Annotated in this window: 20 protein-coding genes; 9 read left to right on the top strand and 11 right to left on the bottom strand. The window is 74.2% G+C overall.

What is annotated here, in order from left to right; all coding sequences use genetic code 11:
• Positions 1-395: 395 nt before the first annotated feature.
• Positions 396-1,244, bottom strand: a complete 849-nt coding sequence (locus ABD361_RS17435; protein ID WP_344436269.1) for an AfsR/SARP family transcriptional regulator — start codon at positions 1,242-1,244, stop codon at positions 396-398.
• A 551-nt stretch (positions 1,245-1,795) separates the two neighbouring features.
• Here ABD361_RS17435 and ABD361_RS17430 point away from each other — a divergent pair.
• Genes ABD361_RS17430 through ABD361_RS17415 form a run of 4 tightly spaced genes read left to right on the top strand, consistent with a single transcriptional unit; the run spans position 1,796 to position 4,823 of the window.
• Positions 1,796-2,254: a helix-turn-helix domain-containing protein gene (locus tag ABD361_RS17430; protein ID WP_344436268.1), complete on the top strand. Its 459-nt coding sequence runs from the start codon at positions 1,796-1,798 to the stop codon at positions 2,252-2,254.
• Between the two features lie 28 nt (positions 2,255-2,282).
• Positions 2,283-2,798 carry a M48 family metalloprotease gene (locus tag ABD361_RS17425; RefSeq protein WP_344436267.1) on the top strand — a complete coding sequence of 172 codons (516 nt, stop codon included), beginning with the start codon at positions 2,283-2,285 and terminating at the stop codon, positions 2,796-2,798.
• A gap of 5 nt (positions 2,799-2,803) precedes the next feature.
• Positions 2,804-4,024: an MAB_1171c family putative transporter gene (locus tag ABD361_RS17420; RefSeq protein ID WP_344436266.1), complete on the top strand. Its 1,221-nt coding sequence runs from the start codon at positions 2,804-2,806 to the stop codon at positions 4,022-4,024.
• A 55-nt stretch (positions 4,025-4,079) separates the two neighbouring features.
• Positions 4,080-4,823 (top strand): alpha/beta hydrolase family protein, encoded by a 744-nt coding sequence (locus ABD361_RS17415; protein ID WP_344436265.1) that lies wholly within the window; start codon positions 4,080-4,082, stop codon positions 4,821-4,823.
• A gap of 28 nt (positions 4,824-4,851) precedes the next feature.
• On the opposite strand, the gene panD is transcribed toward ABD361_RS17415, so the two are convergent.
• The 4 genes from panD to ABD361_RS17395 all read right to left on the bottom strand — a co-directional run bounded on the left by panD (position 4,852) and on the right by ABD361_RS17395 (position 8,967).
• Entirely contained in the window at positions 4,852-5,268 is a 417-nt protein-coding gene (gene panD, locus ABD361_RS17410; RefSeq protein WP_344436263.1) for an aspartate 1-decarboxylase, read from the bottom strand.
• 100 nt (positions 5,269-5,368) lie between these two features.
• Complete coding sequence (locus ABD361_RS17405; protein ID WP_344436262.1) at positions 5,369-7,438, bottom strand: SpoIIE family protein phosphatase; 2,070 nt, start codon at positions 7,436-7,438, stop codon at positions 5,369-5,371.
• A 147-nt stretch (positions 7,439-7,585) separates the two neighbouring features.
• The gene (locus ABD361_RS17400; protein WP_344436260.1) at positions 7,586-8,092 is read right to left on the bottom strand and encodes an ATP-binding protein; all 507 of its coding nucleotides are present in this window, start codon (positions 8,090-8,092) and stop codon (positions 7,586-7,588) included.
• Between the two features lie 218 nt (positions 8,093-8,310).
• On the bottom strand, positions 8,311-8,967 hold the full coding sequence (locus ABD361_RS17395; protein WP_344436259.1) for a DUF4360 domain-containing protein: 657 nt from the start codon (positions 8,965-8,967) through the stop codon (positions 8,311-8,313).
• Positions 8,968-9,474: 507 nt separating this feature from the next.
• On the opposite strand from ABD361_RS17395, the gene ABD361_RS17390 reads away from it, so the two are divergent.
• Positions 9,475-9,894, top strand: a complete 420-nt coding sequence (locus ABD361_RS17390) for a helix-turn-helix domain-containing protein (RefSeq protein WP_344436258.1) — start codon at positions 9,475-9,477, stop codon at positions 9,892-9,894.
• Positions 9,895-9,984: 90 nt separating this feature from the next.
• On the opposite strand, the gene ABD361_RS17385 is transcribed toward ABD361_RS17390, so the two are convergent.
• Complete coding sequence (locus ABD361_RS17385; protein WP_344436257.1) at positions 9,985-10,848, bottom strand: hypothetical protein; 864 nt, start codon at positions 10,846-10,848, stop codon at positions 9,985-9,987.
• A 215-nt stretch (positions 10,849-11,063) separates the two neighbouring features.
• A complete protein-coding gene (locus tag ABD361_RS17380; RefSeq protein ID WP_344436256.1) occupies positions 11,064-11,636 on the bottom strand; it encodes an NADPH-dependent FMN reductase in 573 nt (190 codons plus the stop codon).
• Between the two features lie 152 nt (positions 11,637-11,788).
• On the opposite strand from ABD361_RS17380, the gene ABD361_RS17375 reads away from it, so the two are divergent.
• Positions 11,789-12,676, top strand: coding sequence for an alpha/beta hydrolase family protein (locus ABD361_RS17375; RefSeq protein ID WP_344436255.1), 888 nt, complete (start codon positions 11,789-11,791; stop codon positions 12,674-12,676).
• Here the strand turns inward: ABD361_RS17375 and ABD361_RS17370 are convergent.
• On the bottom strand, positions 12,662-13,618 hold the full coding sequence (locus ABD361_RS17370) for a LysR family transcriptional regulator (RefSeq protein WP_344436253.1): 957 nt from the start codon (positions 13,616-13,618) through the stop codon (positions 12,662-12,664). The two genes, ABD361_RS17375 and ABD361_RS17370, sit on opposite strands and share 15 nt — an antisense overlap.
• Before the next feature lie 111 nt (positions 13,619-13,729).
• Here ABD361_RS17370 and ABD361_RS17365 point away from each other — a divergent pair, with 111 nt between their 5' ends.
• Both ABD361_RS17365 and ABD361_RS17360 read left to right on the top strand, forming a co-directional pair.
• Complete coding sequence (locus ABD361_RS17365) at positions 13,730-14,701, top strand: L-tyrosine/L-tryptophan isonitrile synthase family protein (protein WP_344436252.1); 972 nt, start codon at positions 13,730-13,732, stop codon at positions 14,699-14,701.
• Between the two features lie 37 nt (positions 14,702-14,738).
• On the top strand, positions 14,739-15,602 hold the full coding sequence (locus ABD361_RS17360) for a TauD/TfdA dioxygenase family protein (protein WP_344436251.1): 864 nt from the start codon (positions 14,739-14,741) through the stop codon (positions 15,600-15,602).
• A gap of 21 nt (positions 15,603-15,623) precedes the next feature.
• Here ABD361_RS17360 and ABD361_RS17355 read toward each other — a convergent pair whose 3' ends face one another.
• Together ABD361_RS17355 and ABD361_RS17350 are read right to left on the bottom strand one after the other, a co-directional pair.
• On the bottom strand, positions 15,624-18,338 hold the full coding sequence (locus ABD361_RS17355; protein WP_425583238.1) for a SpoIIE family protein phosphatase: 2,715 nt from the start codon (positions 18,336-18,338) through the stop codon (positions 15,624-15,626).
• A 622-nt stretch (positions 18,339-18,960) separates the two neighbouring features.
• Positions 18,961-19,491 carry an SDR family oxidoreductase gene (locus ABD361_RS17350; protein ID WP_344436249.1) on the bottom strand — a complete coding sequence of 177 codons (531 nt, stop codon included), beginning with the start codon at positions 19,489-19,491 and terminating at the stop codon, positions 18,961-18,963.
• A 60-nt stretch (positions 19,492-19,551) separates the two neighbouring features.
• Between ABD361_RS17350 and ABD361_RS17345 the strand changes: the two genes are divergently transcribed.
• The gene (locus ABD361_RS17345) at positions 19,552-20,193 is read left to right on the top strand and encodes a maleylpyruvate isomerase N-terminal domain-containing protein (protein ID WP_344436248.1); all 642 of its coding nucleotides are present in this window, start codon (positions 19,552-19,554) and stop codon (positions 20,191-20,193) included.
• 99 nt (positions 20,194-20,292) lie between these two features.
• Here the strand turns inward: ABD361_RS17345 and ABD361_RS17340 are convergent, their stop codons facing one another.
• Positions 20,293-22,515 carry an NADP-dependent isocitrate dehydrogenase gene (locus tag ABD361_RS17340; protein WP_344436247.1) on the bottom strand — a complete coding sequence of 741 codons (2,223 nt, stop codon included), beginning with the start codon at positions 22,513-22,515 and terminating at the stop codon, positions 20,293-20,295.
• Positions 22,516-22,604 lie beyond the last annotated feature (89 nt).

The following is a 22,604-nucleotide window of genomic DNA, read 5'->3' as shown; positions in this document are numbered from 1 at the left end:
CGGCGGTGGCGTCGCGCCGTCCGCCCGGGCCGGGCCCGAGTGCCTGTCCGGCGGCTCGGGCAGCGCCCCGAAGGGGCGCGGGGCAGTGTCGATCTGCGGCTGCCGCCGCGTGGGCGCGATCGGCCACCGACGACACGCAGGCGACACGCCACCGGCGCATGCCGGGCGAAGCACGGCTCTTCGCCTGCGGGCGCGTCGTGGCTTGTCGCGCAGTTCCCCGCGCCCCTGACGGGGCGCTGCGCGATCCACCGGACACGCCCTAGGGCGCGCCCCGTAGGGGCGCGGGGAACTGCGCGATCGGCCACCGACGGCCCGCAGTCGACGTGCCATCCCGGGGTCCGGGCACAGCTTCGGGGCGCCGTGGTGCCGCTTGGCGAAGATCCGCCGGAGAGGCGCTAGCGGCCGCGGTCGGGGGCCGAGCCTCGGATGCGGCCGGGCTGGCGGGGGATCAGGTCGAGGAGGGGCGGCGTGCCGGGCGTCGGGGCCGGCAGGGTGGCCTCCAGGCCGGCCCGGCGGAAGGCGCGCTGGGCGGCAGCCAAGTGGCGGCCGGCCCGGACCGTGCGGTGGAACGTCCCGCACAGGCGGCCCAGCGCCAGGTTGGCCTCGGCCGCCGGCAGCGGGTCGTCGAGTGCTTCGGCCGCGCACAGGGCGGCCTGGAACGTGGTCTCGGCCTCGTCGACGAAGCCGGCCTCGAACTGGCTCTCCCCCACGCCCAGCAGGGCGCGGCAGGTCTCGGTGCGGCGGGCGCCGAGGTCGGCGGCCGCCATCTCCGTGGCGGGGCCGCCGACGCCGTCCAGCGCCGGTCCGCGCCACAGGGCGAGCGCGCGGATGTACAAGGTGGCGGCCTCCTCGAACTCCTCCTGGGCCGCGGCCTCCTCGGCGGCGGCGACCAGGGCCTCGAAGGCGCACACGTCGTCGTGGATGCCGCTCCGTCCGGGGAGCAGCCGGTAGCCGGGCCGGGTGGCGACGATGAGGGGGCCGGTGTGGCCGGCGTCGCGGAAGGCCTTGCGCAGGGCGAGGACCGAGCGGGTGACGGCGGCGCGCGCGGCCAGGGGCGGCCGGTCGCCCCACACGGCGTCGATCAGGGTGCGCACCGGGACGACGCGGCCGCGGGCGAGGACGAGCAGGGCCAGCACGACGCGCTGCCTGCGCCCGGTGACGGTGACGGGTCGTCCGCCGACGCGGGCGGCGACCGGTCCCAGCAGGGTGAAGTCGATGGCTCCGGCACGTACGGCGGTGGTCATGGCCGCCTCCCGGCGGCGAGTGGCCGCGGGTGGCCGGGCCGCCTGTGTGAGCGGCAGGCGGCCCGGCCGGATGTCCGCCCCGGCCGCCGGGGCGGGCACGGCAGACCCGCGACTCCCCCCGGCCCGACCGCGTTCCGCTCATCCCCCCGTAGACGAGCGGCTCGCGGCCGGCCGGTGGGGCCGGTGGTCCGTCCAGTGGCACGGTGCTCCCGCGGCTGCACGACCGTCATGAGCACACCCCCTCCAGCAGGACCTCCGGCCGCCGGCGGATCGCGCACTCGGACGGGGCGGGTGTCTGGAAGCCCGCTCCGTCCAACTGGCGTGGATCGCTCCTGGGAGCCGCGTCCAACACCAGTCGATCCGTCGACACCCAGGACGCTAGGCAGCGAGCCCACGGCCTGTCAACCGGGATTGTTCGGAGGGCCGGCGGCGCCGGCTCCGCGGGGCGGGCGCGGGCGGCGCCGGCCAGGTCGTCGCGACCGGTACGCGCGGCCGTATGGACCGCTCCCGGCACCCGTAAGCTAGATTGACCGCGGGAGGGAGGTGCGATCATGAACGACTCCGACGCCACGGCCGAGTCCGCGGAGAACACCCTGGCCGACAAGCTCAACCACCTCTTCCGGACGGTGGTACCGGCCGGCCGGGAGCCGTACACCACGGAAGAAGTGGCACGCGAGATCACCGCTGGAGGCGTGCCCATTTCCGGCAGTTACATCTGGCTGCTGCGCAAGGGGCAGCGCAACAATCCGACGCTTCGTCACGTCGAGGCACTGGCGAAATTCTTCGGCGTACCTCCGGCCTATTTCTTCGACGACCAGGTGACGGAGGCCGTCAACGCCGACCTCCGGCTGCTGGTGGCTCTGCGGGACACCCAAGTGCAGCGCGTCGCACTCCGCGCGGCCGGGCTGTCCCCCGAGAGCCTGCACTCGATCAATGAAGTGATCGAGCGTGTCCGCGAGTTGGAAGGCCTTCCGACGAACCGGACGAGTCCCCCGGAAAGAAGCGCCTAGTTACGGGAATCCCGTGAATTTCAAGAGGTTGCACCAGCGAAGTCTGGAGCTGGTTCGCGGCCTGGACATTCCATCGCCGTTCGACGTCTGGGAACTGTGCCGCCGGGTTGCCGACCGGCATGGTCGCCCCATTCATCTGGAGGCCGTCCGGCTCCCCGCCGACGGGCCCTGCGGATTGTGGATATCCGCACCGGATGTCGACTACATCTTCTACGAACGCGATACCAGTCCGCTGCACCAGGAACACATCATCGCCCATGAACTGGGCCACGTCGTCTGCGGGCACAAGGAGAACGCCGTCATGGGCGCGGAGACCGCCCGGCTCCTGCTGCCCAACCTGGATCCCCGCATGGTCCAGGGCGTCCTGCAGCGCACGTACTACACCTCGGCCGAGGAGCAGGAGGCCGAGATGGTCGCGTCGCTGATCCTCCAGGAGGCCAACCGCAAGCCCCTGGAACGCAACTGGAGCGTGCCCAGCGAGGCGGCCGCCACCGTCGAGCGGCTCGACCGCTCGCTGCGCGGCACGCACCAGGACGAGGGGTGAGCGGCATGGTCACCGTATTGCACTCCCTCGGAGCCCTGGCCGCCTGGTGCGGCCTTTTCTATAAAGTACGTGCCCTGCGAAAGGATCCCCGGGATCCGGCGCTGCTCGCCCTGTGCGCGGTGTTCGCGCTGTCCGGCATGAGTTTCTTCGTCTCGCTGCCCCCGGTGTGGGTGCAGGTCGACCGGATCACGGGCGTGCCGAACATGGCGGCCGTCCTCGCGCAGTGCTGTGTGCTCTCGCTCGTCTTCGGCCAGCAGGTGGTCCTGACGTACTGGGCCCGCCCGCCGGAGGAGGCGCGGCGGGTGGCGCGGTGGCAACTGGGCGCGTGCGCGGCCGCGGTGGCGGCGCTGATCACCTTGTTCTGCCTGCTGACGCCCACCGACCAGAGGGTGAAGGACTTCACGCTCTATTACGTGCACGACCCCTATTACGTCGCGTACCTCTCCTTGTACATCGCCGTCTATCTGGTCGGCGAAGCGAACGTATGCCGGGTGTGCCGGCGGTACGCGAAGGTCGCCGGGCGCACCTGGCTGCGGCGCGGGCTGCGCGTGACGGCGGCCGGGGCGTTCATCTGCCTGGGCTACGGCGCCGTGCGGGCCGGGAACGTCCTGGGCACGGTCTTCCACTTCGACCTGCGCGCCTGGGAGGACGTCGCCTGGCTGTGCGGCGACGTGGGATCGGCGCTCACCCTGGTGGGCTGGACGCTTCCGGGGTGGGGGCCGCGGGTGGCCGCGGTGGGCAACTGGCTGCGCGCCTACCACCGTCACCGGCGGCTGTACCCGCTGTGGGCCGCGCTCCACGGGGCCGTGCCCACGATCGCCCTCACGCCGCCGCGCGGCGCCCTGGCCGACCGGCTGGCGTTCGGGCAGCTGGAGTTCCGGCTCTACCGCCGGGTCATCGAGATCCGCGACGGCCAGCTGGCCCTGCGGGCGTTCGCCGGCCCGGAGGACGAGGAGCGGGCCGGCCGCGAGGGCCGGGCCGCCGGGCTGAGCGGTGAGGCGCTGCGCGCCCATGTGGAGGCGGTGCGCACCCGCACTGCACTGGAACGCCGGTCGCAGGGCCGGGCGGCCGCGGCCGCCCGGGCGGAGGAGGACGCGGGGCACGCGGCGCGGACCGACCTGGCGGCGGAGACGGCGTGGCTGGTGCGGGTGGCCACCGCGTTCGCCGCGCTGCCGCGTGCCCCGCGGCAGCCGGCCGACGCGGGCGTACCTGCGGAAAGGGTGTGAGCGGGGGCGGTTGATACGGTCCTTTCGGACCATCAGATCAGTGGGAAGGGCCGCCGTGACCGTACGCTCCGATGTGCACTACGAGTTCGCCACCGCGCAGAACGGCAAGCTCGTCGACATCCTCCGGCCCGCGGCGGGCGGGCAGAAGCTGCCCACCGCCCTGCTCTGGCACGGCATAACCCCCGACGAACGCCACCTGCTGCGGCCGCTGGCCGAGGCGGTGGCGGCCCTGGGCCTGCTGGTCCTGGTGCCCGACTGGCGTTCGGACGAGCCGGACGGCGGCCGGGCGCACCTGCTGGGTTCGCTGGAGTTCGCCCGTACCCGCGCGGCGGCGCTCGGCGGGGACCCCGAGCGCATGGTGGTGGCCGGCTGGTCGGCGGGCGCCCCCGCGGCGCTGGGCCTGGCCCTGCGCCCGGAGGTGACCGGCGGCTGGCGGCCGGCCGCCGTGGTGGGCATCGCCTCCCGCTACGACCTGCCCGCCCGCACGACGGGGATCGCGCCGCTGGCGGACCTCGCGAGCCAGGGCCCGGGCCTTCCGCTGCCGGTGCCGGTGAGCCTGGTGCACGGCACCGCGGACCCGCTGATGGACGTGGCCTGCTCCCGGCAGCTGCGCGACGCGCTGTCGGTGGGTCGCTGGCCGGCCTCGCTGGAGGAGGTGGACGCCGACCACGCGGGTCCGGTCATGGCCGCGTACGACCCGGCGACGGACCGCTGCCTGCCGAGCACGGACCCGCGGGTGCTGGCGGCCGGCGCGCTGACCGCCCGGGCGATCGCCCGGGCGGCGGGTGTGGCCGTCTGACGGGCGGCCGCGGCGGCGGGGCGGGCGGTCAGCCCGCCACGCGGTCGCCGCGCAGCAGCCCGGAGCCCTCGGGTACGGCGGCGGGGTCGCCGCCGAGGTCGGCGACGGCGTTGTGCTCGTCGACGAAGACGACCCGCGGGGTGAAGGTGCGGGCCTCGGCGTCGTCCATGGTGCCGTAGGCGATGAGGATGACCAGGTCGCCGGGGCTGATCAGGCGGGCGGCGGCGCCGTTGATGCCGATGACGCCGGAACCGCGCGGACCGGCGATGACGTAGGTCGACAGGCGCGCCCCGTTGTTGATGTCGACGATGTCGACCTTCTCGCCGGGCAGCAGGTCGGCGGCGTCCATCAGGTCGGCGTCGACGGTCACCGATCCCACGTAGTGCAGGTCGGCCTGCGTCACCGTGGCGCGGTGGATCTTGGACTTCATCATGGTGCGGTACATCGGCACTCCGGGATTCTCGGCTCCCTGCCTGCGTTGGTGCAGGTCAAGGGCGCTTCCCACTATACGGCCCGCCCACCGGACGGCCCGGACCGCGCGGAGCTCAGCTCTCCGCGGGGCGCACCCGGGCGACGAGGAGGGCGACGTCGTCCTGGGCGTCGTCCTCGCGGAGCTCGGTGAGCAGCAGGTCGCAGGTGGCCTCCAGGTCCCCGGGGGCGTCGGCGAGGAGGTCGGCCAGGACCTGCAGGCGGTCGTCGATGGCCTCGTCGCGGGTCTCCACCAGGCCGTCGGTGTAGAGGACCAGGCGGTCACCGGGGGCGAGGGGGACCTCGACGGTCTCGAAGGGCACGCCGCCCACGCCCAGCGGGGCGCCGGTGGGCAGCTCCAGCAGCTGGGGGTGCCGGCCGGGGCGGACGATCACCGGGGGCAGGTGGCCGGCGTTGGCGACGCGGAAGCAGGAGCGGCCGAGGTTGAAGACGGCGTAGACACAGGTGGCGATCGTCTGGTCGAGACCACTGGCGGTGCGGTCGAGGTGGTGCAGCACCTGGGCGGGGTCCAGGCCCAGCCCGGTGAGGGTGCGGGCCGCGGTGCGCAGCTGCCCCATGGCCGCGGCGGCGGTGATGCCGCTGCCCATGACGTCGCCCACGACCAGCGCGCTCTCGGTGCCGCCCTGGGCGATCACGTCGAACCAGTCGCCGCCGACCTGGCCGGCCGACCCGGCGGGCTGGTAGCGGTAGGCGACCTCCAGGCCCACCAGGTCCGTCGGCCGCTGGGGCAGCAGGCTGCGCTGGAGGGTCAGGGCGGTGGCGCGCTCGCGCTGGTACCAGCGGGCGTTGTCGATGCACACCGCCGCCCGGGCGGCGAGCTCGCCGGCGAGCACCACGTCGTCCTCGTCGAAGGGCTCGGGGTTGCTGGTGCGCTTGAGGTCCAGGGCGCCGAGCACCTCGCCGCGGGCGATGAGCGGCACGGCCATGTACGAGTGCAGCCCGGCGCGGCCCAGCAGCTCGGCGGCCTGCTCGTCGCGGGCGATGCGGGGCAGGTCCTCGGCGGTGACGCGGGGCAGGTGCACGGGCCGGGCGGTGCGCACGCACCGGGTGACCAGTCGGTCGGCGTCGTACTGGGCGATGTCCCCCGGCGGGTCGGCGGCGCGTACGGCGTCGTCCGAGTCGGCGGAGGCGACGGCCAGGGCCCGGAAGACGGCCGTGCCGGGGTCGTCGGCGTGTGCGGTGCCCAGGTGCAGGGCGGTGTCGAGGACGTCGACGGCGGCGACGTCGGCCAGGCTCGGCACGACGACCTCGGCGAGTTCGCGGGCGGTCTGGTCGAGGTCCAAGGTGGTGCCGATCAGGACGGAGGCGTCGGCGATCAGGGCGAGCCGGCGCCGCGCCTCGTCGGCGGCCCGCTGGCGGTCGGTGACGTCGACGACGGAGGCCGCGACGCCCAGCGGGCGGCCGGCGGGGTCGTCCAGCCGGTAGAAGGAGACCAGGCGGGTGCGGATGCCGAGGGCGGGGTCGGCGACGGGCCCCTGGTGGAACATGTCCAGCATCGGGGTGCCCGTCGCCAGGACCCTGCGCATGTTCGCCTCGACCTCCTGCGTGTTGAGGAAGGGCATGGCCTCGGTCACGGTCCGGCCGATGTGCGACCGGGCGGGCAGGCCCTGCATCTGTTCGAGGGCCGGGTTGACCAGGACGAAGCGCAGCTCGGTGTCGAGGACCGCCAGGCCGATCGGGGACTGGTCCACCAGCCGCAGCGACAGGGCCAGGTCGCGCTCGACGTCGCGCAGGACGGCGCGGTCGGTGGCGATGCCCAGGGCGTAGACGCCGCCGTCCTTGTCCTCCAGGCGCATGTTGCGGAACTCCAGCAGGCGCCTGCTGCCGTCCTTGCACCGCACGGGGAAGGTGCCCGCCCAGATGCCGCCGCCGCTCATCACCTTCACGAAGAGGTCGAGCACCTCGTCGACGTGCTCCTCGTCGACCATGAGCCGGGCCGCGTACTGCCCCAGCGCCTCGGCCGGCGTCCAGCCGAAGAGGTCTTCCGCCTGCGGGCTCCACAGGGTGATCCGGCCGTCCTGGTCGAGGACCACCGCGGCCACGCCGAGCACGTCGAGCAGGCCGCCGGGCTCGTACGGGCTGGCCGCCCGGCCCGTGTCCCGCCGGAATGCGTCGGTGGTGCCCATGCGAGGTCTTCCTTCCGCCCGCTCGGGGTGGTGCGGCGGCCTCGTGCCGGTCCGCCCGGCCGGCTCCTCGGATTCCCTTCCTCGCCGTCGTGCCGCAACGCCTTCCATGTTCTCTCCGAAACCGCCCGGCGCGCAGCCTGCGGGCGGCTAGCCGGTGGGTGCGGTGCCCGGGAGGGGAAGGGTGAACCAGACGGTCTTGCCGCCGGCGCTGGCGTGGTGGCCCCACGCGGCGGCGATCTGCTCGACGAGCCACATGCCGCGCCCGCCCTCGCTGTCGGGGCCGGCCTCGGAGCAGATCGGCAGGCAGCCGCCGGCGTCGGTGACCTGGGCGAGCAGGTGGCGGGGGGTGCGGCCGATGACCAGCCGGACGTCGCCGCAGCCGGGGGGCACGTGCACGATGGCGTTGGTGACCAGCTCGGACAGCAGCAGTGCGGCGTCGGCGGCCAGCTCGGCCAGGCCCCATTCGGCCAGCAGGCGGTTGCTGAAGCGGCGGGCGGCCGCCACGGAGCCGGGGACGGGGGGCAGGGCGAGGGCCGCGGAGGGCGGGGTGCGGTGGACGGGCCAGGAGGCGGCGGGGTCGTGCAGGCACCAGGGGGCTGCGCGGTCCGGCCGGCCGACGAGTCCCCGAGGGGCGGGCACCGGCTCGGGACTCACGGTGTCGCGGCTGAAAGCAGGCATCGGGCTCTGGGGCGGTCGAGGGGTGGAATCCCCCAACAGTCGCTCGGTTTCCGCCACAGGTCTATACCCTATGGGTGACATTATGGTCACAGAGAGCGATAGGGGCAGGTGGGGCGGGTGGTTTCCGCCACAAAGTCGCTGTGAGCGAGGCCACGTGCCCGGGCGCGGGGCCGGCCCCGCGCCCGGGCGGGCCCTCAGGAGGATCTGGGGCATTCCTTCCAGGCCAGGTGGTAGATCGTGTTGATGCTGCCGTCCGTGGAGTCCATGGTCATGAAGCTGGTGGTCTTCGAGGGGTCGGAGGTGCCGGCGTTGACCCGCAGCTCGGTGTTGATGTTGAAGTTGCGCAGCTCGCCGCAGGGCGCCCAGACCAGCGAGGCGATGGGCACGGAGTCGGTGGCCTGCCAGTTGTCGGAGTAGGAGCCGCGGAAGGTGTGGCTGCTCGGGGTCGTCACGGGAGACCCCTGGAAGTAGTACGAGGCCTTCTCCGTGCCGTAGGCGCCGCCCTGGAGCTGGGCGTAGCCGCGGTAGTCGGCGCTGGCGATGGCGTAGGTGAAGCCCTGGGGGACGTGCACGTTCAGGCTGAGCTGGCAGTTCTTGCGGAAGTCGGTGGGCTTGGAGCCCACGCCGACCTGGGCGAGGTAGTCGCTGTAGGTCACGGTGAAGGCCGTGTTGTCGGGCGAGACCGCGACGGCGGCGGTCCCGGCCGGGCAGCCCGAGCCGTTGACGGTGGCGACCTCGATGACGATCTTGTCCGGCGGCGGGTTGGTGATGACCGAGGAGGGGGCGTTCGTCGACAGCGGCGTCGCCAGTAACGCGGCGATCGCGCCGGCGGTGAGCAGGCCGGTGGGCATGGTGCTCCAATCGGTTGTCCACGGGGCCGCGCGGGACCCGTGGGAGGGACGAATTCCGGTCTGCCGCCCGTGAAGTGCGCACGGCGTCCCCCGAGCGGTGGGGGCGGGCGGCGGGACCTGGTGCGATGCGGGCGGCGGGAGGAAGCGGCGGCCGGTGGGCGCCCTGCGTGCGGCAGGCCCGGGCGGACGGCGCGTCACACCCAAACGAAGCCATGCGCATGACAATCCACCGGGCCCTCCCGGGCCCGTGGGACTCGGAGCGCTCCGCATGGTAGGGGCGGGGCCGGGGGTTGAGAAGACTCCTCGTCACCGGCGCGTGCGCCCCGGCGCGACGCCGCCGCCGGGGTGAATTCCCGGGATCTGGCCGAAAGTTGCCGTCAACCTCTTATGCCCAGGTCACCGGCCGAGGAAGGGGATCCTCCTCATGAGGAGGGCCGGTTCTTCGTCCCCCATCCGGCTTTTAGTCAGGGCTAAAGGTGGCATGCTGCACCCAGGGACATCCCAAGGGTGCGCGCCCACCGGCCCGTCAGGGGCGCGCACGACGGCAACGGCGGACGGGTGGGGGCGGTCATGGCCTGGCGGAAGAGCACCGAGAGCGGTCACGCGGCACAGGAGGCCGGAGCCCGGCTGGCCCGCCGCACCACGGCGTCGCTGGCCGGGCTGCTGGCCGAACGCGAGATGACCCGCAAGGACCTGGCCGACCGCATGGGCGTCTCGCCCGGCCGCGTCAGCCAGATCCTCTCCGGCGACGAGAACCTCACCCTGCGCTCGCTCGCCGCCGTCGCCGAATCCCTGGACGCGAGAGTCGAGATCACCTTCCTGGACGCCGCCCCGCGGCCGGCCGAGGGCCCGGCCGGGGAATCCCCGGCGCGGCATACTCCGCAGTCGTCCCCGGCACTCCCCTACGCCCGCTCCCCCCACCGCTGAGTGCCCCGCGGGTGCGCCCCGTAGGGGCGCGGGGAACTGCGCGACAAGCCACGACGCGCTCGCAGACGGGATCCAGGGGTGGCACCGCCTCTACGGGGCGCGCCCGCCGGCTCCCGGTGCCGGGGTCGCCTCCCGGGGAGCGCTTGCCGCTGCGGGCGGCTGCGGGCCGATCCGGCGCTCCGGCTCCTGCTCCCCCTCCGGCTCCGGCAGGTAGCGCTGCTTGAGCGCCTCCAGCCGGGCGGCTCCGTCGCGCTTGCCGTGCGCGTGCTCGAGCTCCAGCAGGTACCACAGGTACTGCTCGGCCTCGCCGAACGCCCGCCGCACCTGGCGCAGCTCCTCGCGGTGCGGCCCGCGCCCCTGCTGCTGGCAGGCCTTCTCCACCTTCGTCTCCAGGGTGATCCACTTCTGGGCCGCGCCCCGCACGTCCTGGTACCGCTGGTTGATCTCCCGCCTGAGGTGGGTGCGGCCACGACCGGTGCGTCCGGGCACGTCCACCCTCAGCAGCAGGTGCCGGCGGACGTCGCCGGCGAAGGCGTCGAGGTCCCAGCAGTCGCGGAAGCCGCCGGCCAGGCGCTCGCACCAGGCGGCGCGGTCGGCGCGCAGCCGCAGCGCGAGCTGGTGCAGCAGCAGGGAGTTGCCGAGGGTCAGCACGGCCAGGGCGGCGCGGCTGCCGTTCTGCTCGCCGCGGCCGCGCGGCAGGACGCCCCAGCCGGTGACGGCGCCGACGGCCAGCGGCGGCACGCTGGAGGCGTGCGGCAGCAGCAGGCCGCTGGCCAGGGCGGCCATGCCGGAGGTCCACAGCACCACGCACAGGGCCAGCGCGGACGAGCGGGCGGTGCCCAGCAGCCGTCCCTCCTCGCGGAAGCGGGAGACCAGACACACCCAGGTGACGGGGGCGCAGACGGCGGCGGGCAGCAGCCACTCGGAGATGACGGTCGCCCGGTCCAGTGTCACTTCGACTCCCCGTACACTCGCGCATGCCGCCGGATCGCGCCGCGCGCACGGCTCGTGCTCCGGCGCGACGACCGGACGATGGTCCCACCGCGCCGGTTACGGCGTGCGACGAACCGGTCAAGCTCTGGGGCCGACCGAAAGGATCGCGCCATCGCGCACGACGGCCGGCCCGCACCCCCGGGGCACGGACCGGCCGGTCACGGGTGGGTGCGGCGTCACGCGGCCCGGTCGGCGCGCACCTTCTCGACAAGGGCGGTGACGACGCCGGTGAGCGCGGCGCGCAGCTCCTCGTCCACGGGCAGGCCGTCCTCGCCGAGGGCCTCGTGGGCCCGGGCGACGCACAGCTCCTCGCCGACGACCTCGACACCGGAGTTGGTGAGGACCTTGCGCAGCTCGGCCTGGGACCACTTGGCACCGAAGGCGCTGGGGCTCGCGCCGATGACGGCCGCCGTGCGGCCGCCCAGGACGGAGGCGCCGTAGGGGCGGGAGGCCCAGTCGAGGGCGTTCTTCAGCTGGCCCGGCAGGGAGGAGTTGTATTCGGGGGTGGCGAACAGCAGGGCGTCGGCGGCCTCGACGGCCGCGCGCAGCTCCCGTACGCCGGAACCGGGTTCGGCCTCGTGGTCCTCGTTGAACGGCTGGACGGCGGCCAGGCCGTCCCAGATCTCCACCTTGGCGTCGGTGCCGGCCAGCGCGGCGGCGGCGCGCAGAACAGCGGTGTTCACGGACGCCGCACGCAGGCTCCCGGATATCGCGAGGATGCGGACGGGTTCGGTGGCAGGGGCGCTCATGCGGGCATGTCTCCTGAAAGGAAGAAGGAACAAGCGAACAAAAAGCCGTGCAACTCCGGAAGGTAGCACCTGGGCCACTCGCACCACTTCTCCAATTGCCCGCGGTTTCCTCCGGCTTGCGGGGCTTACCGTCGCGCCGGGCCGGTGCGACGATGGCCGGGTCGGTGCCGGACTCGCTGCCGTACGACGGGGGATGGTGCGCCATGGGCCGGGACGTGCTCACCAGGCCGGCACTGCCGCCGCCGTGCACCGAGCGCTACGGGAGGCACGGGGAACACGTGGTGGAGGTGTGGCCGGCGCCGCGGGCGCGCGCCCCGGTGGTCCTGGTGGTGCACGGCGGGTTCTGGCGGGCCGCGTACGACCGCCGGCACCTGCGGCCCATGGCGCACGCGCTGGCCTCGCGCGGCTACATGGTGGTGGTGCCGGAGTACCGCCGCACCGGCGCGGGCGGCGGCTGGCCCGGCACGTTCGACGACATCGCGGCCGCCACGGACGCGGTGGGGCCCCTGGCCCTGCGGTACGGCGCCGATCCCGCCCGGCAGGTGTGGGCCGGGCACTCGGCGGGCGGCCACCTGGTGCTGTGGGCCGCCGCCCGGCACCGGCTGCCCGTCCGCTCGCGCTGGCACCGGCCCCCGGCCGGCGCCGGCGTGCTGTGCCTGGCGGGCTGTACGTCGCTGGGGCTGGCCGCCCTGTGGGACCTCGACGGCGGCGCGGTGCGGGCCCTGCTGGGCGGTGCGCCCGCGCGGGTGCCGCAGCGCTACGCCCTGGCCGATCCCGGGTGGCTGCTGCCGGCCGGGGTGCGCGCGCGGCTGCTGCACGGCACCGCGGACGCGCAGGTGCCGCTGGCGATGAGCCGGGCGTACGCGGCCCGGGCGCGGCGGCTGGGCGACGCGGTGACGCTGGAGGAGCTGCCCGGCGCCGGCCACTTCGCGCCGATCGACCCGCGCTCGCCGGCCTGGCCGAGGGTGCTGGCCGCCGTGGCGGACCTCGCCGACACCGGGGCCCCGGCCGGGCCCGGCGTACGGTCAGCGGACCACTGAGGGGTTCTCGGCCAGCCAGTCGAGGTAGTGCGGGCTGCGCCGCACGGCGGCGGCGTAGACCCGGTCGGCCCGGGCGGCGACGGCGGGCGCGTGGTCGCCGAGGGCGCCGCGCCGGTGCCACAGCAGGAGGTGGCGGATGCGCAGGGGTGTGCCGGCGAGCGGCCGGGGCACGACGCCGGGCGTACCGCGGAAGGTGGCCTGTCCCAGGCCCACGGCCTGGCCGTCGGCGATGAGTTCGCGGGCGGCGCCGGCCTCGGCGTCGTGCCGGACGGCCGGGGTGAAGCCCGCCCGGGCGCAGGCCTCGCTGAAGACCTCGAAGAGCCCGTTGCCCTGGTTGGCGGGCAGCGTCCAGTCGGCGTCGGCGAGGTCGGCGAGGTCGACGACGGGGCGGGCGGCCAGCGGGTGGGTGGCGGGCAGCAGGACGAAGGCGGGTTCGACGGCGACGGTCACCCGGCCGAGGTCGGCGGGGAGTTCGGCGCCGGGGCGCAGGAACTCGGTGCCGGTGGCGAGGTCCTGCTGGCCGCTGGCGACCAGCGCGGCCGCGGTGGCCAGGCTCGCCTCGGTGCGCAGGGTGGGCCGGGAGCCGGGGAAGAGATCCTGCAACTCGCGCACCAGGCCGACCGCGAGCGGGCCGGGCGTGGCGACGTACCGCAGGGGCCGGCGGCCGCTGGTGGAACCGGCGTGCAGCGCGGACTCGCGCTGGATCGCCTCGATGCCGGGCAGCACCGAGCGGGCCCGGGCGAGCACGAACTCCCCCAGCGCGGTGGGGGCGGCGCCCTGCCGCGAGCGGACGAACAGCGCGCCGCCCAGGAGGCGTTCGATGCGCCGGATCTGTGCGGCCAGGCTCGGCTGGGAGACGCCCAGCGCGGCGGCCGCCCGGGTGATGCTGCCGGCCTCGGCTATCGCGCAGACCACTTTGAGATGGCGAACTTCCAGGTCCATAACCGCATCCTATGGATCGATGGGATTACTTGAAAGTTCCAGCTCTTGCCAGGATGGCAGGTCATTGCACCGAACCGGAAGACCGCACCGAACCGGAAGGACGACGACACGATGGACGACACCGACGTCAGACGCACCGCACAGCGCGTCATGGAGCTGGTGCTGCGGCACCAGCGCACGGCGTCGGCGCACGACGCCCGCCCGCCGGCCGGCGGCCCCTGCCCCGCCTGCCGCGACGCCCACCTGCCGCAGGTGGAGCGGTACGTGGCCGCCGGCGAGCCCGTACTCCTCGTGCTGCCCGCCTTCCCCGGCAAGTCCCCGAACACCGCCAAGGTGCTCGGCGTGCTGCCGGACACGGCCGAGCGCCTCGCCCTGGAGTTCCTCGCCGGGCTGACCCGCCGCATCCGCGAGGTGTACGCGCCGGGTGCACGGATCCTCATCTGCTCCGACGGCCGGGTCTTCGGCGACGTGGTCGGCATCCCCGACTCGGACATCACCGCCTACCAGCAGGAGATGCGCCACCTGATCGACGCCCTGCCGCAGCCCGCCGGGATCGACCTGTTCAACCTGGAGGACATCCCCGAGCTGGCCGGGCTCGGCCACGACCGGATGCGCGAGGTGCTGTGCGAGCAGTACGCCGAGCCGCTGGAGCAGCTGCGCGAGCGGGTGCGCGCCGGCGAGGAGGTCGCCCTGTACCGGGCGATGACCCGCTTCCTGTTCGAGGACGGCAACACCCCCGAGTACACCGGCAGCCGCGCCGCCCTCCAGCGCGACGCCCGCACCCGGGCGTACGCGGTCATGCAGCGCAGCAAGGCGTGGGGCGACCTGCTCGGCGACCGCTTCCCCGGCGCCGTGCGGCTGTCGATCCACCCGCAGCCGTGCGGCGCGGAGAAACTCGGCATCCACCTGGTGGACACCCCCGACAACTGGCTCACCCCTTGGCACAGCGTGGCGCTGCGCACGGCCGGCGGCGACTATGTCCTGATGAAGCGTCAGGAAGCCGAGGAGCTGGGCGCCGAACCGGTGCTCGTGGACGGCCGGCCCGCCCACTACGCGCTGCCCGCCGCCGTCGCCGCCGCCTGAGCGGACCGCACCCCCGCCCCCGACCCGAGGACATCCCATGACCACTGCCGCAGCCGGCGAACGGATCGCCGGCCACCCGCTCGTCCCCCTGGAGCCGTTCGGCGTCCGCATCGACGCCACGACGCCGGACGCCCGCGTCACCGACCTGCCCGTGGAGCGGCTGCGCGAACTGGCCCGCGCCCACCACCTGCTGCTCCTGCGCGGCTTCGCCGGCCCGCGCGACGCCGAGGAGCTCACCGAGTACTGCACCCGGTGGGGCGAGATCGGCATGTGGCCCTACGGGCCGGTGCTCGAACTGGTCGAGCACGAGCAGCCCGTCGACCACATATTCGACCACCGGTACGTACCGCTGCACTGGGACGGCATGTACCGCGAGGAGATCGCCGAGTTCCAGATCTTCCACTGCGTCGCCGCCCCCGGCGAGCACGAGGGCGGGCGCACCACCTTCTGCCAGACCGAGGCCGTCCTGCGCACGGCCGACCCGGCGCACCGCCGGCTGTGGGAGCAGGTCACCGGCCGCTACAGCCGGGACGCCTCGCAGTACGCCGGCGAGTGCCTCTCCCCCGTTGTCACCACCTCCCCCGCCGGCCACGCGGTCATCCGCTACAACGAGCCCGTGCCGCCGGGCGAGACGTTCCTGAACCGCCCCGAGCTGCAGTTCTCCGGCGTGCCCGAGGAGCAGCTGGCGGAGTTCCACCGCACCCTGCAGGCCGCCCTGCACGATGCGCGCCACCTGTACGCGCACGCCTGGCGCACCGGCGACGTCGTGGTCGCCGACAACTACACGCTGCTGCACGGCCGCGAGGCCTTCGCCAGCCGCTCGCCGCGCCACCTGCGGCGCGTGCACGTGCTCGGCGACCCGCCGCTGCGCAACGACGCCCTGGTGACCTCGCGGGGCTGAGCGCCCCCTCTCCCCCGCCGGTCAGAACACGTCCATCAGGTCGAGACCCGCCAGGCCGGCGCCGGTCAGGGACTGCTCCGACCAGATGACCTTGCCGCCCGGCACGTAACGGGTGCCCCACCTGTCGGCCAGCTGGGCGACCAGGAACAGGCCGCGGCCGCCCTCGTCCTCCTCGGCGGCGTAGCGCAGGTGGGGCGAGGTGCTGCTGGTGTCGGAGACCTCGCAGATCAGGGTGCGGTCGCGCAGCAGCCGCACCCTGATCGGCCCCGAGGCGTGCCGGATCGCGTTGGTGATCAGCTCGCTGAGGATCAGCTCGGTGGTGAAGGACAGCTCCTCCAGGTCCCACTGCGCCAACTGCCGGGTGACGTCGCCGCGGGCACGGCCGACGACCGCCGGGTCGGCCGGCAGCTCCCACTCGGCGATGTCCTCGGAGGGGATCAGGCACGTGCGGGCCACCAGCAGGGCGATGTCGTCGGTCTGCCGGTCCGGCAGCAGGGCCCCCAGGACGGCCTCGCAGGTGTCCTGCGGGCTGCGGTCCGCCACGGCCAGGGTGCTGGTGAGGATGCGCAGGCCCGTGTCGATGTCGCGGCGGCGGTCCTCGATCAGGCCGTCCGTGTACAGCACCAGGCTGCTGCCCGGCGGCAGCCGCATCTCGGCCGCCTCGAACGGCAGGCCGCCCAGTCCCAGCGGGGGCCCCGCCGGCATCTCGGGGAACTCCACCGTGCCGTCGGGGTGCACCAGCGCGGGCAGCGGGTGGCCGGCCCGGGCCAGGGAACACATGCCGGTCGAGGGGTCGTAGATGGCCACCAGGCAGGTGGCACCGGCCACCGCGGAGTCGCCGTCGCCCTCGTCGGCCTCCTGGTCCATCCGGGTGACCAGCTCGTCGAGGTGGCCCAGCAGCTCGTCCGGCGGGATGTCCAGGGCGGAGAAGTTCTGCACGGCCGTACGCAGCCGGCCCATCGTCGCCGCCGCGTGCAGGCCGTGGCCGACCACGTCCCCGACGACCAGGGCCACCCGGGCGCCCGGCAGGGGAATGACGTCGAACCAGTCGCCGCCCACCCCCGCCTGGGCCGGCAGGTAGCGGTAGGCGACGTCGAGGGCGTTCTGCTCGGGCAGGGCGCGCGGCAGCAGGCTGTGCTGCAAGGTGACGGCCATGGCGTGCTCGCGCGTGTAGCGGCGGGCGTTGTCGATGCACACGGCGGCCCGGGCCGCCAGCTCCTCCGCCAGCGACAGATCGTCCTCCTCGAAGGGCCCGCTGTCGCGGCCCCGCCAGAAATTGGCGATGCCCATCAGCACACCGCGGGCCTTGAGCGGCACGGTGATCAGCGACTGCAGACCGAAGTCCAGGACGGCCTGCGTACGCTCCTGGTCCTGCGTGCGCCAGCCCTCCGAGGACTGCAGATCCCCCACCAGGACGGGACTGCCGCTGACGAACCCCGTCGCCTGCGGGGTCGGCCCGGCGAAGGTGACGAGCTGGCCCGCCTTGTACAGCGGCGGGTTCCTGGTGACCCCGCCCAGCGCCACCCGACGCACCACCGCCTCCTCCCCGCGCACCGCCCCGCTCGGCTCCTCGCCCCGCAGGACCGGCTCGGCGAGATCGACGGTGACGTAATCGGCGAAGCCCGGCACGGACACCTCCGTCAGCTCCTCCGCCGTGCGCTGCACGTCCAGCGTGGTACCGATGCCCACACTCGCGTCGTACAGCAGCCGCAACCGGCTGCGCGCCACCTCCGCGCGCCCGGCCAGCGCCCGCAGCTCCGTGGAGTCCCGCAGGGTCGCCACACTGCCGGGCGGGCCGCCGCCGCGGTCCGTGGGCCGGTTGTTGACCGCCAGCAGCCGGTCCCCGACCGGCAGCACCTCGTCGCTGGCCACGCGGCGCGACTGCAGCAGTTCCGCCATCCGGGGGTCGAGCCCCAGCGAGGCCACGGCGCGGCCCTCGACGTCCTCGGGCAGGTCCAGCAGGCGCCGCGCCTCGTCATTGGCCAGCACCACCCGGCCGTCGCCGCCGACGATGACCACGCCCTCCCGCACGGCGTGCAGAACGGCGTCGTGGTGGTCGTACATCCGGGTCATCTCGGCCGGCCCCAGACCCCGCGTCTGACGCCGCAACCGCCGCGAGACCAGGGCCGTACCGGCCGTCGCCAGCACCAGGGCGGCGGCGCCCGCCCCGATGACGAGCGGCAACTGCTGATCGACGGCACTGCTGACGGAGGCGACCTTCAGCCCCGACGAGACCATGCCGACAACCCGGCCACTGTCCGTGACCGGGACCACGACCTGCAGCTCCTCGCCCAGCGGCCCGTTGACCTCCTCGATCGTCGTGTGGCCGCTCAGCGACGGGGCGATCGTGCCGACGAAATGCTTGCCGATCAGCTTGGGATCCGGATGGGTGTAGCGGATGCCCTGCCGGTTCATCACCACGATGAAGTCCACGCCACCCTGCCGGGCCGCGTCCAGCGACAACGGCTGCAGCACGGCACTCGGATCCGGCCCGCGCAACGTCTGCACCATGCCGGGGCCGTGGGCGAACGCCTCGGCAGCGGCGAGCGAGCGGTCGCGCGCCGCCTGGAATCTGTCGCTCCGCGCCTGGAGCAGCAAGGTGACCGCCGCGGCGACGACGAGCAGCAGCACGATCAGCACCTGCAGCACGAACATCTGACCAGCGACACTGCGGGTGCCCGCCACGGCGAACCAGCGGCCCGAGGGCCTCCAGGTGCGGCCCCGGATTCGGGCCATACCCCATGTCTACCCCGGCCACCGACGCCACGCGAACGATACGAGCCACGCCGGGGCCTCCGGCCCACCGGCAGCGACGGCGCCCCGGCCCGGGCGGGCGCCGGGCCGCCGGCCCGGCCGCCCTGGGGCCCGGACGGGCCCGGCAAGCCCGCGGGGTGCGGGGCCAGGGGCCTGTCGGGGCGCGGGCAGCACAGCCTCGGGCCGGGCAGGGCACGGGCCCCTGCGGGGGCGTCGAGGCGGGCGGCCCTGTCCCTGGTCGAGGCGGCTTGCCCCGACCTGGGCGGGCGCCCGGCCGCCCTCGGGGGCCCGGACAGGCCCCCGCAAGCCCGCCGGGCGCGGGACCAGGGCCCTGTCGGGGCGCCGGCAGCAGCCTCGGGCCGGGCAAGGCACGGGCCCCTGCGGGGGCGTCGAGGCGGCTCGGCCGCCGGGCCGGCGGCCAGGACGGTGCTGGGTCCGGGCCCACCCGGCCGGGGATCCGGGCCAGCAGGCCCGGTCAGGCGGCTGGGGGCGGCAGGTCCGGGCGGCGGGGGGATCCCCTCGGCGGAGGGGGGGACGGGCCGCCTCGGACGGGTGGGAGCCCCGGCCGGGAGGGCCTCCGCTCGGCCGGGGGCCGAGGCGGCGGTTACGCGTGCGGGTGGGCGCTCAGGGGGAGGGTTGCTCCTGTGGCCAGGTCGAATTCCGGGCCCGCCAGGGCGACGACGGCGCGGGCGATGTCGTCCATCGGCGCCGTCAGGGGGCCGAGGGCCGCCACTCGGGTGGTGATGTGCGCGGGCGCGTACTCCGTGGCGAAACGGCGGGCCAGGGCCTCCACGGCCGCCATGGCCCTGTCGTGGGCGGCGTCGCCACCCGCCGAGGTGAAGAAGGTCAGACAGGCCGGGACGCCCAGGGTGCGGGCGGTCTCCGCGAAGGCGTGCGCCGCCGCGTGGGTGACGGGCACGACGCGGCGGTCCGCGGCCGTGAAGCCCGCGGCGTGGTAGAGCTCCGCCCGGGTGGCGGTGGCCAGGAAGTGTTCGAGGCGCGCGCGGAACGCCTCCTCGCCGGCGTCCGCGTCCTCCACGTCCGTGCGCAGCAGGCGGCCCTCCGTCCGCCGCAGCCGGCGGCTGACGGCCGAGCCGAGGGGGCCTGCGGCGCCGGTCACCACACGGTGGATCACCCACCCAGGATCCCGGCCGGGGGTGGTGTCCGCCAGCCGGGTGGGCGGTAGCGTCCGCTCATGACAGGTGCCGGAGAGGAATTCCTGGCCGCGGCCCGTTCGGCCGTGGGGTTGTTGCGTGCGCCCGAGGTCGCCGCGGCGTGGCGGCGGCCGAGTGCCCTGGAGGAGTTCGGCGTCGGGGCTCTGGCGGGCCACTTGGCCTACCAGGTGCTGTGCGTCCCCGCGGCTCTGGAGGAGCCGGAGCCGGCGGAGGAGAAGGTGTCGCTGGCGGAGCACTACCGCAGGGTGGAGTGGATCGGCGCCGGGCCCGGGGCGGATGTGAACGTGCGCATCCGGCAGGGCGGCGAGCGTCTCGCGGCCGAGGGTGCGGTGGTGCTGGCGGAGCGGGTCGAGGCGGCTCTGGCCGGGTTGCCGGCCGCGCTGGGGGCGGCGGATGCGGGCCGGGCGGTGCGGCTGCCGTTGTGGGGGCCGTGGTCGCTCGGGCTGGCGGACCTGCTGGTCACGCGGACGATGGAGCTGGTGGTCCACTGCGACGACCTGGCGGTCGGGGTGGGCCTGGAGACGCCGGACTTCGCGCCGGAGGTCGTCGACGGCGTCGTGGCCCTCCTCGCCCGGCTGGCGGTGCACCGTCACGGCGCGGTTCCGGTTCTGCGCGCCCTGAGCCGCGCGGAACGCGCCCCGTCCACGATCGCAGCGTTCTGACAGCGCCCCGTCAGGGGCGCGCCGGTGGCCGCTGGCACGTACCGCACCGCCCCGGCCGGCCGGTGCCGGTCGGGGCGGTGGTCACGTCGTACGAAAACGTCAGGCCAGCGTGGCCAGGGCCTCGTTGAACGTGGTCGACGGGCGCATGACGGCGGACGCCTTGGCCGGGTCGGGCTGGTAGTAGCCGCCGATGTCGGCCGGCTTGCCCTGGACGGCGTTCAGCTCGTCGACGATCGTCGTCTCGTTGGCCGTCAGCGTCTCGGCGAGCGGGGCGAACGCCTTGGCGAGGTCGGCGTCGTCGGTCTGCTTGGCCAGCTCCTGGGCCCAGTACATGGCCAGGTAGAAGTGGCTGCCGCGGTTGTCGATGCCGCCGACGCGGCGGGTCGGGGACTTGTCCTCGTTGAGGAAGGTCGCCGTGGCACGGTCGAGGGCGTCGGCGAGGACCTGGGCGCGGGCGTTGCCGGTGGTCTTGGCGTACTGCTCCAGGGAGGGCACCAGGGCGAAGAACTCGCCGAGGGAGTCCCAGCGCAGGTAGTTCTCCTTGACCAGCTGCTGGACGTGCTTGGGGGCGGAGCCGCCGGCGCCGGTCTCGAAGAGGCCGCCGCCCGCCATGAGCGGGACGACCGAGAGCATCTTGGCGCTGGTGCCCAGCTCCAGGATGGGGAAGAGGTCGGTCAGGTAGTCGCGCAGCACGTTGCCGGTGACGGAGATGGTGTTCTCGCCGCGGCGGATGCGCTCGACGGACAGCTTGGTGGCCTCGACGGGGGCGAGGATGCGGATGTCCAGGCCCTCGGTGTCGTGCTCCTGCAGGTACGCCTCGACCTTCTTGATGAGCTGCGCGTCGTGGGCGCGGTTCTCGTCGAGCCAGAAGACGGCCGGGTCGCCGGTGGCGCGGGCGCGGGTGACGGCGAGCTTGACCCAGTCGCGGATCGGGGCGTCCTTGGTCTGGCAGGCGCGGAAGATGTCGCCGGCGGAGACGGGCTGCTCGATCAGGACGGTGCCGGAGGCGTCGACGAGGCGGACGGTGCCGGCGACCGGGATCTCGAAGGTCTTGTCGTGGCTGCCGTACTCCTCGGCCTTCTGCGCCATGAGGCCGACGTTGGGGACGGAGCCCATGGTGGCGGGGTCGTAGGCGCCGTGGGCGCGGCAGTCGTCGATGACGGCCTGGTAGACGCCGGCGTAGCTGCTGTCGGGGATGACGGCGAGGGTGTCGTGCTCCTGGCCGTCGGGGCCCCACATGTGGCCGGAGGTGCGGATCATGGCCGGCATGGAGGCGTCGACGATGACGTCCGAGGGGACGTGCAGGTTGGTGATGCCCTTGTCGGAGTCGACCATGGCCAGGGCCGGGCCCTCGGCGAGCTCGGCGTCGAAGGACGCCTTGATCTCCTCGCCCATGTGGGGCAGGGTCTGCAGGCCCTTGAAGATGCCGCCCAGGCCGTCGTTGGGGCTCAGGCCGGCGGCGACGAGGACCTCGCCGTACTTCGCGAAGGTCTTGGGGAAGAAGGCGCGCACGACGTGGCCGAAGACGATGGGGTCGGAGACCTTCATCATCGTGGCCTTCAGGTGCACGGAGAACAGGACGTCCTCCTGCTGCGCGCGGGCGACCTGCGCGGTGAGGAACTCGCGCAGCGCGGCGACGCGCATGACCGAGGCGTCCACGACCTCGTCCGTCTGGACCGGCACGGACTCGCGCAGGACGGTGGTGGTGCCGTCCTCGGCGACGAGCTCGATGCGCAGCGCGCCCGCCTCGGAGATCACCACGGACTTCTCGGTGGAGCGGAAGTCGTTCTCGCCCATGGTGGCGACGTTGGTCTTCGACTCCGGCGTCCAGGCGCCCATGCGGTGGGGGTGGGTCTTGGCGTAGTTCTTGACCGACGCGGGGGCGCGGCGGTCGGAGTTGCCCTCGCGCAGGACGGGGTTGACGGCGCTGCCCTTGACCTTGTCGTAGCGGGCGCGGATCTCGCGCTCCTCGTCGGTCTTCGGGTCGTCCGGGTAGTCCGGCAGGGCGTAACCCTGCTGCTGCAGCTCGGCGACGGCGGCCTTCAGCTGCGGGATGGAGGCCGAGATGTTCGGCAGCTTGATGATGTTCGCGGCCGGCGTCTTGGCCAGCTCGCCGAGCTCGGCGAGGGCGTCGTCGATGCGCTGGCCCTCTTCGAGGTACTCGGGGAAGTGGGCGATGATGCGCCCGGCCAGCGAGATGTCGCGGGTCTCCACAGTGACCCCGGCCGCCGCGGCGTAGGCCCGGACCACCGGCAGGAACGAATACGTCGCCAGGGCCGGGGCCTCGTCGGTGTGTGTGTAGATGATGGTCGAGTCAGTCACCGTGTGCTCCGCTTCACGTCTGTAACATTGCTCGACATCAAGATATCTCGTGTCGGGACCCCGTTCGACATGGGCCTGCCCTCCGCGGT

Source organism: Streptomyces luteosporeus, from assembly GCF_039532865.1.
In the GTDB taxonomy this organism is placed as follows: Bacteria; Actinomycetota; Actinomycetes; order Streptomycetales; family Streptomycetaceae; genus Streptomyces; species Streptomyces luteosporeus.
Note: the sequence above shows the minus strand (reverse complement) of the source record. Positions and strands in the feature narration are given on the sequence as shown.

What these genes read in the sequence shown, in the direction of transcription:
- ABD361_RS17420 (WP_344436266.1), top strand. Translation starts at nt 2,804, where the DNA reads ATGGTCACCGTATTGCACTCCCTCGGAGCCCTGGCCGCCTGGTGCGGC.
- ABD361_RS17365 (WP_344436252.1), top strand. Translation starts at nt 13,730, where the DNA reads ATGGACGACACCGACGTCAGACGCACCGCACAGCGCGTCATGGAGCTG.
- ABD361_RS17375 (WP_344436255.1), top strand. Translation starts at nt 11,789, where the DNA reads ATGGCCGGGTCGGTGCCGGACTCGCTGCCGTACGACGGGGGATGGTGC.
- ABD361_RS17345 (WP_344436248.1), top strand. Translation starts at nt 19,552, where the DNA reads ATGACAGGTGCCGGAGAGGAATTCCTGGCCGCGGCCCGTTCGGCCGTG.
- ABD361_RS17370 (WP_344436253.1), bottom strand. Translation starts at nt 13,618, where the DNA reads ATGGACCTGGAAGTTCGCCATCTCAAAGTGGTCTGCGCGATAGCCGAG.
- panD (WP_344436263.1), bottom strand. Translation starts at nt 5,268, where the DNA reads ATGTACCGCACCATGATGAAGTCCAAGATCCACCGCGCCACGGTGACG.
- ABD361_RS17360 (WP_344436251.1), top strand. Translation starts at nt 14,739, where the DNA reads ATGACCACTGCCGCAGCCGGCGAACGGATCGCCGGCCACCCGCTCGTC.
- ABD361_RS17395 (WP_344436259.1), bottom strand. Translation starts at nt 8,967, where the DNA reads ATGCCCACCGGCCTGCTCACCGCCGGCGCGATCGCCGCGTTACTGGCG.
- ABD361_RS17405 (WP_344436262.1), bottom strand. Translation starts at nt 7,438, where the DNA reads ATGGGCACCACCGACGCATTCCGGCGGGACACGGGCCGGGCGGCCAGC.
- ABD361_RS17430 (WP_344436268.1), top strand. Translation starts at nt 1,796, where the DNA reads ATGAACGACTCCGACGCCACGGCCGAGTCCGCGGAGAACACCCTGGCC.
- ABD361_RS17380 (WP_344436256.1), bottom strand. Translation starts at nt 11,636, where the DNA reads ATGAGCGCCCCTGCCACCGAACCCGTCCGCATCCTCGCGATATCCGGG.
- ABD361_RS17355 (WP_425583238.1), bottom strand. Translation starts at nt 18,338, where the DNA reads ATGGCCCGAATCCGGGGCCGCACCTGGAGGCCCTCGGGCCGCTGGTTC.
- ABD361_RS17435 (WP_344436269.1), bottom strand. Translation starts at nt 1,244, where the DNA reads ATGACCACCGCCGTACGTGCCGGAGCCATCGACTTCACCCTGCTGGGA.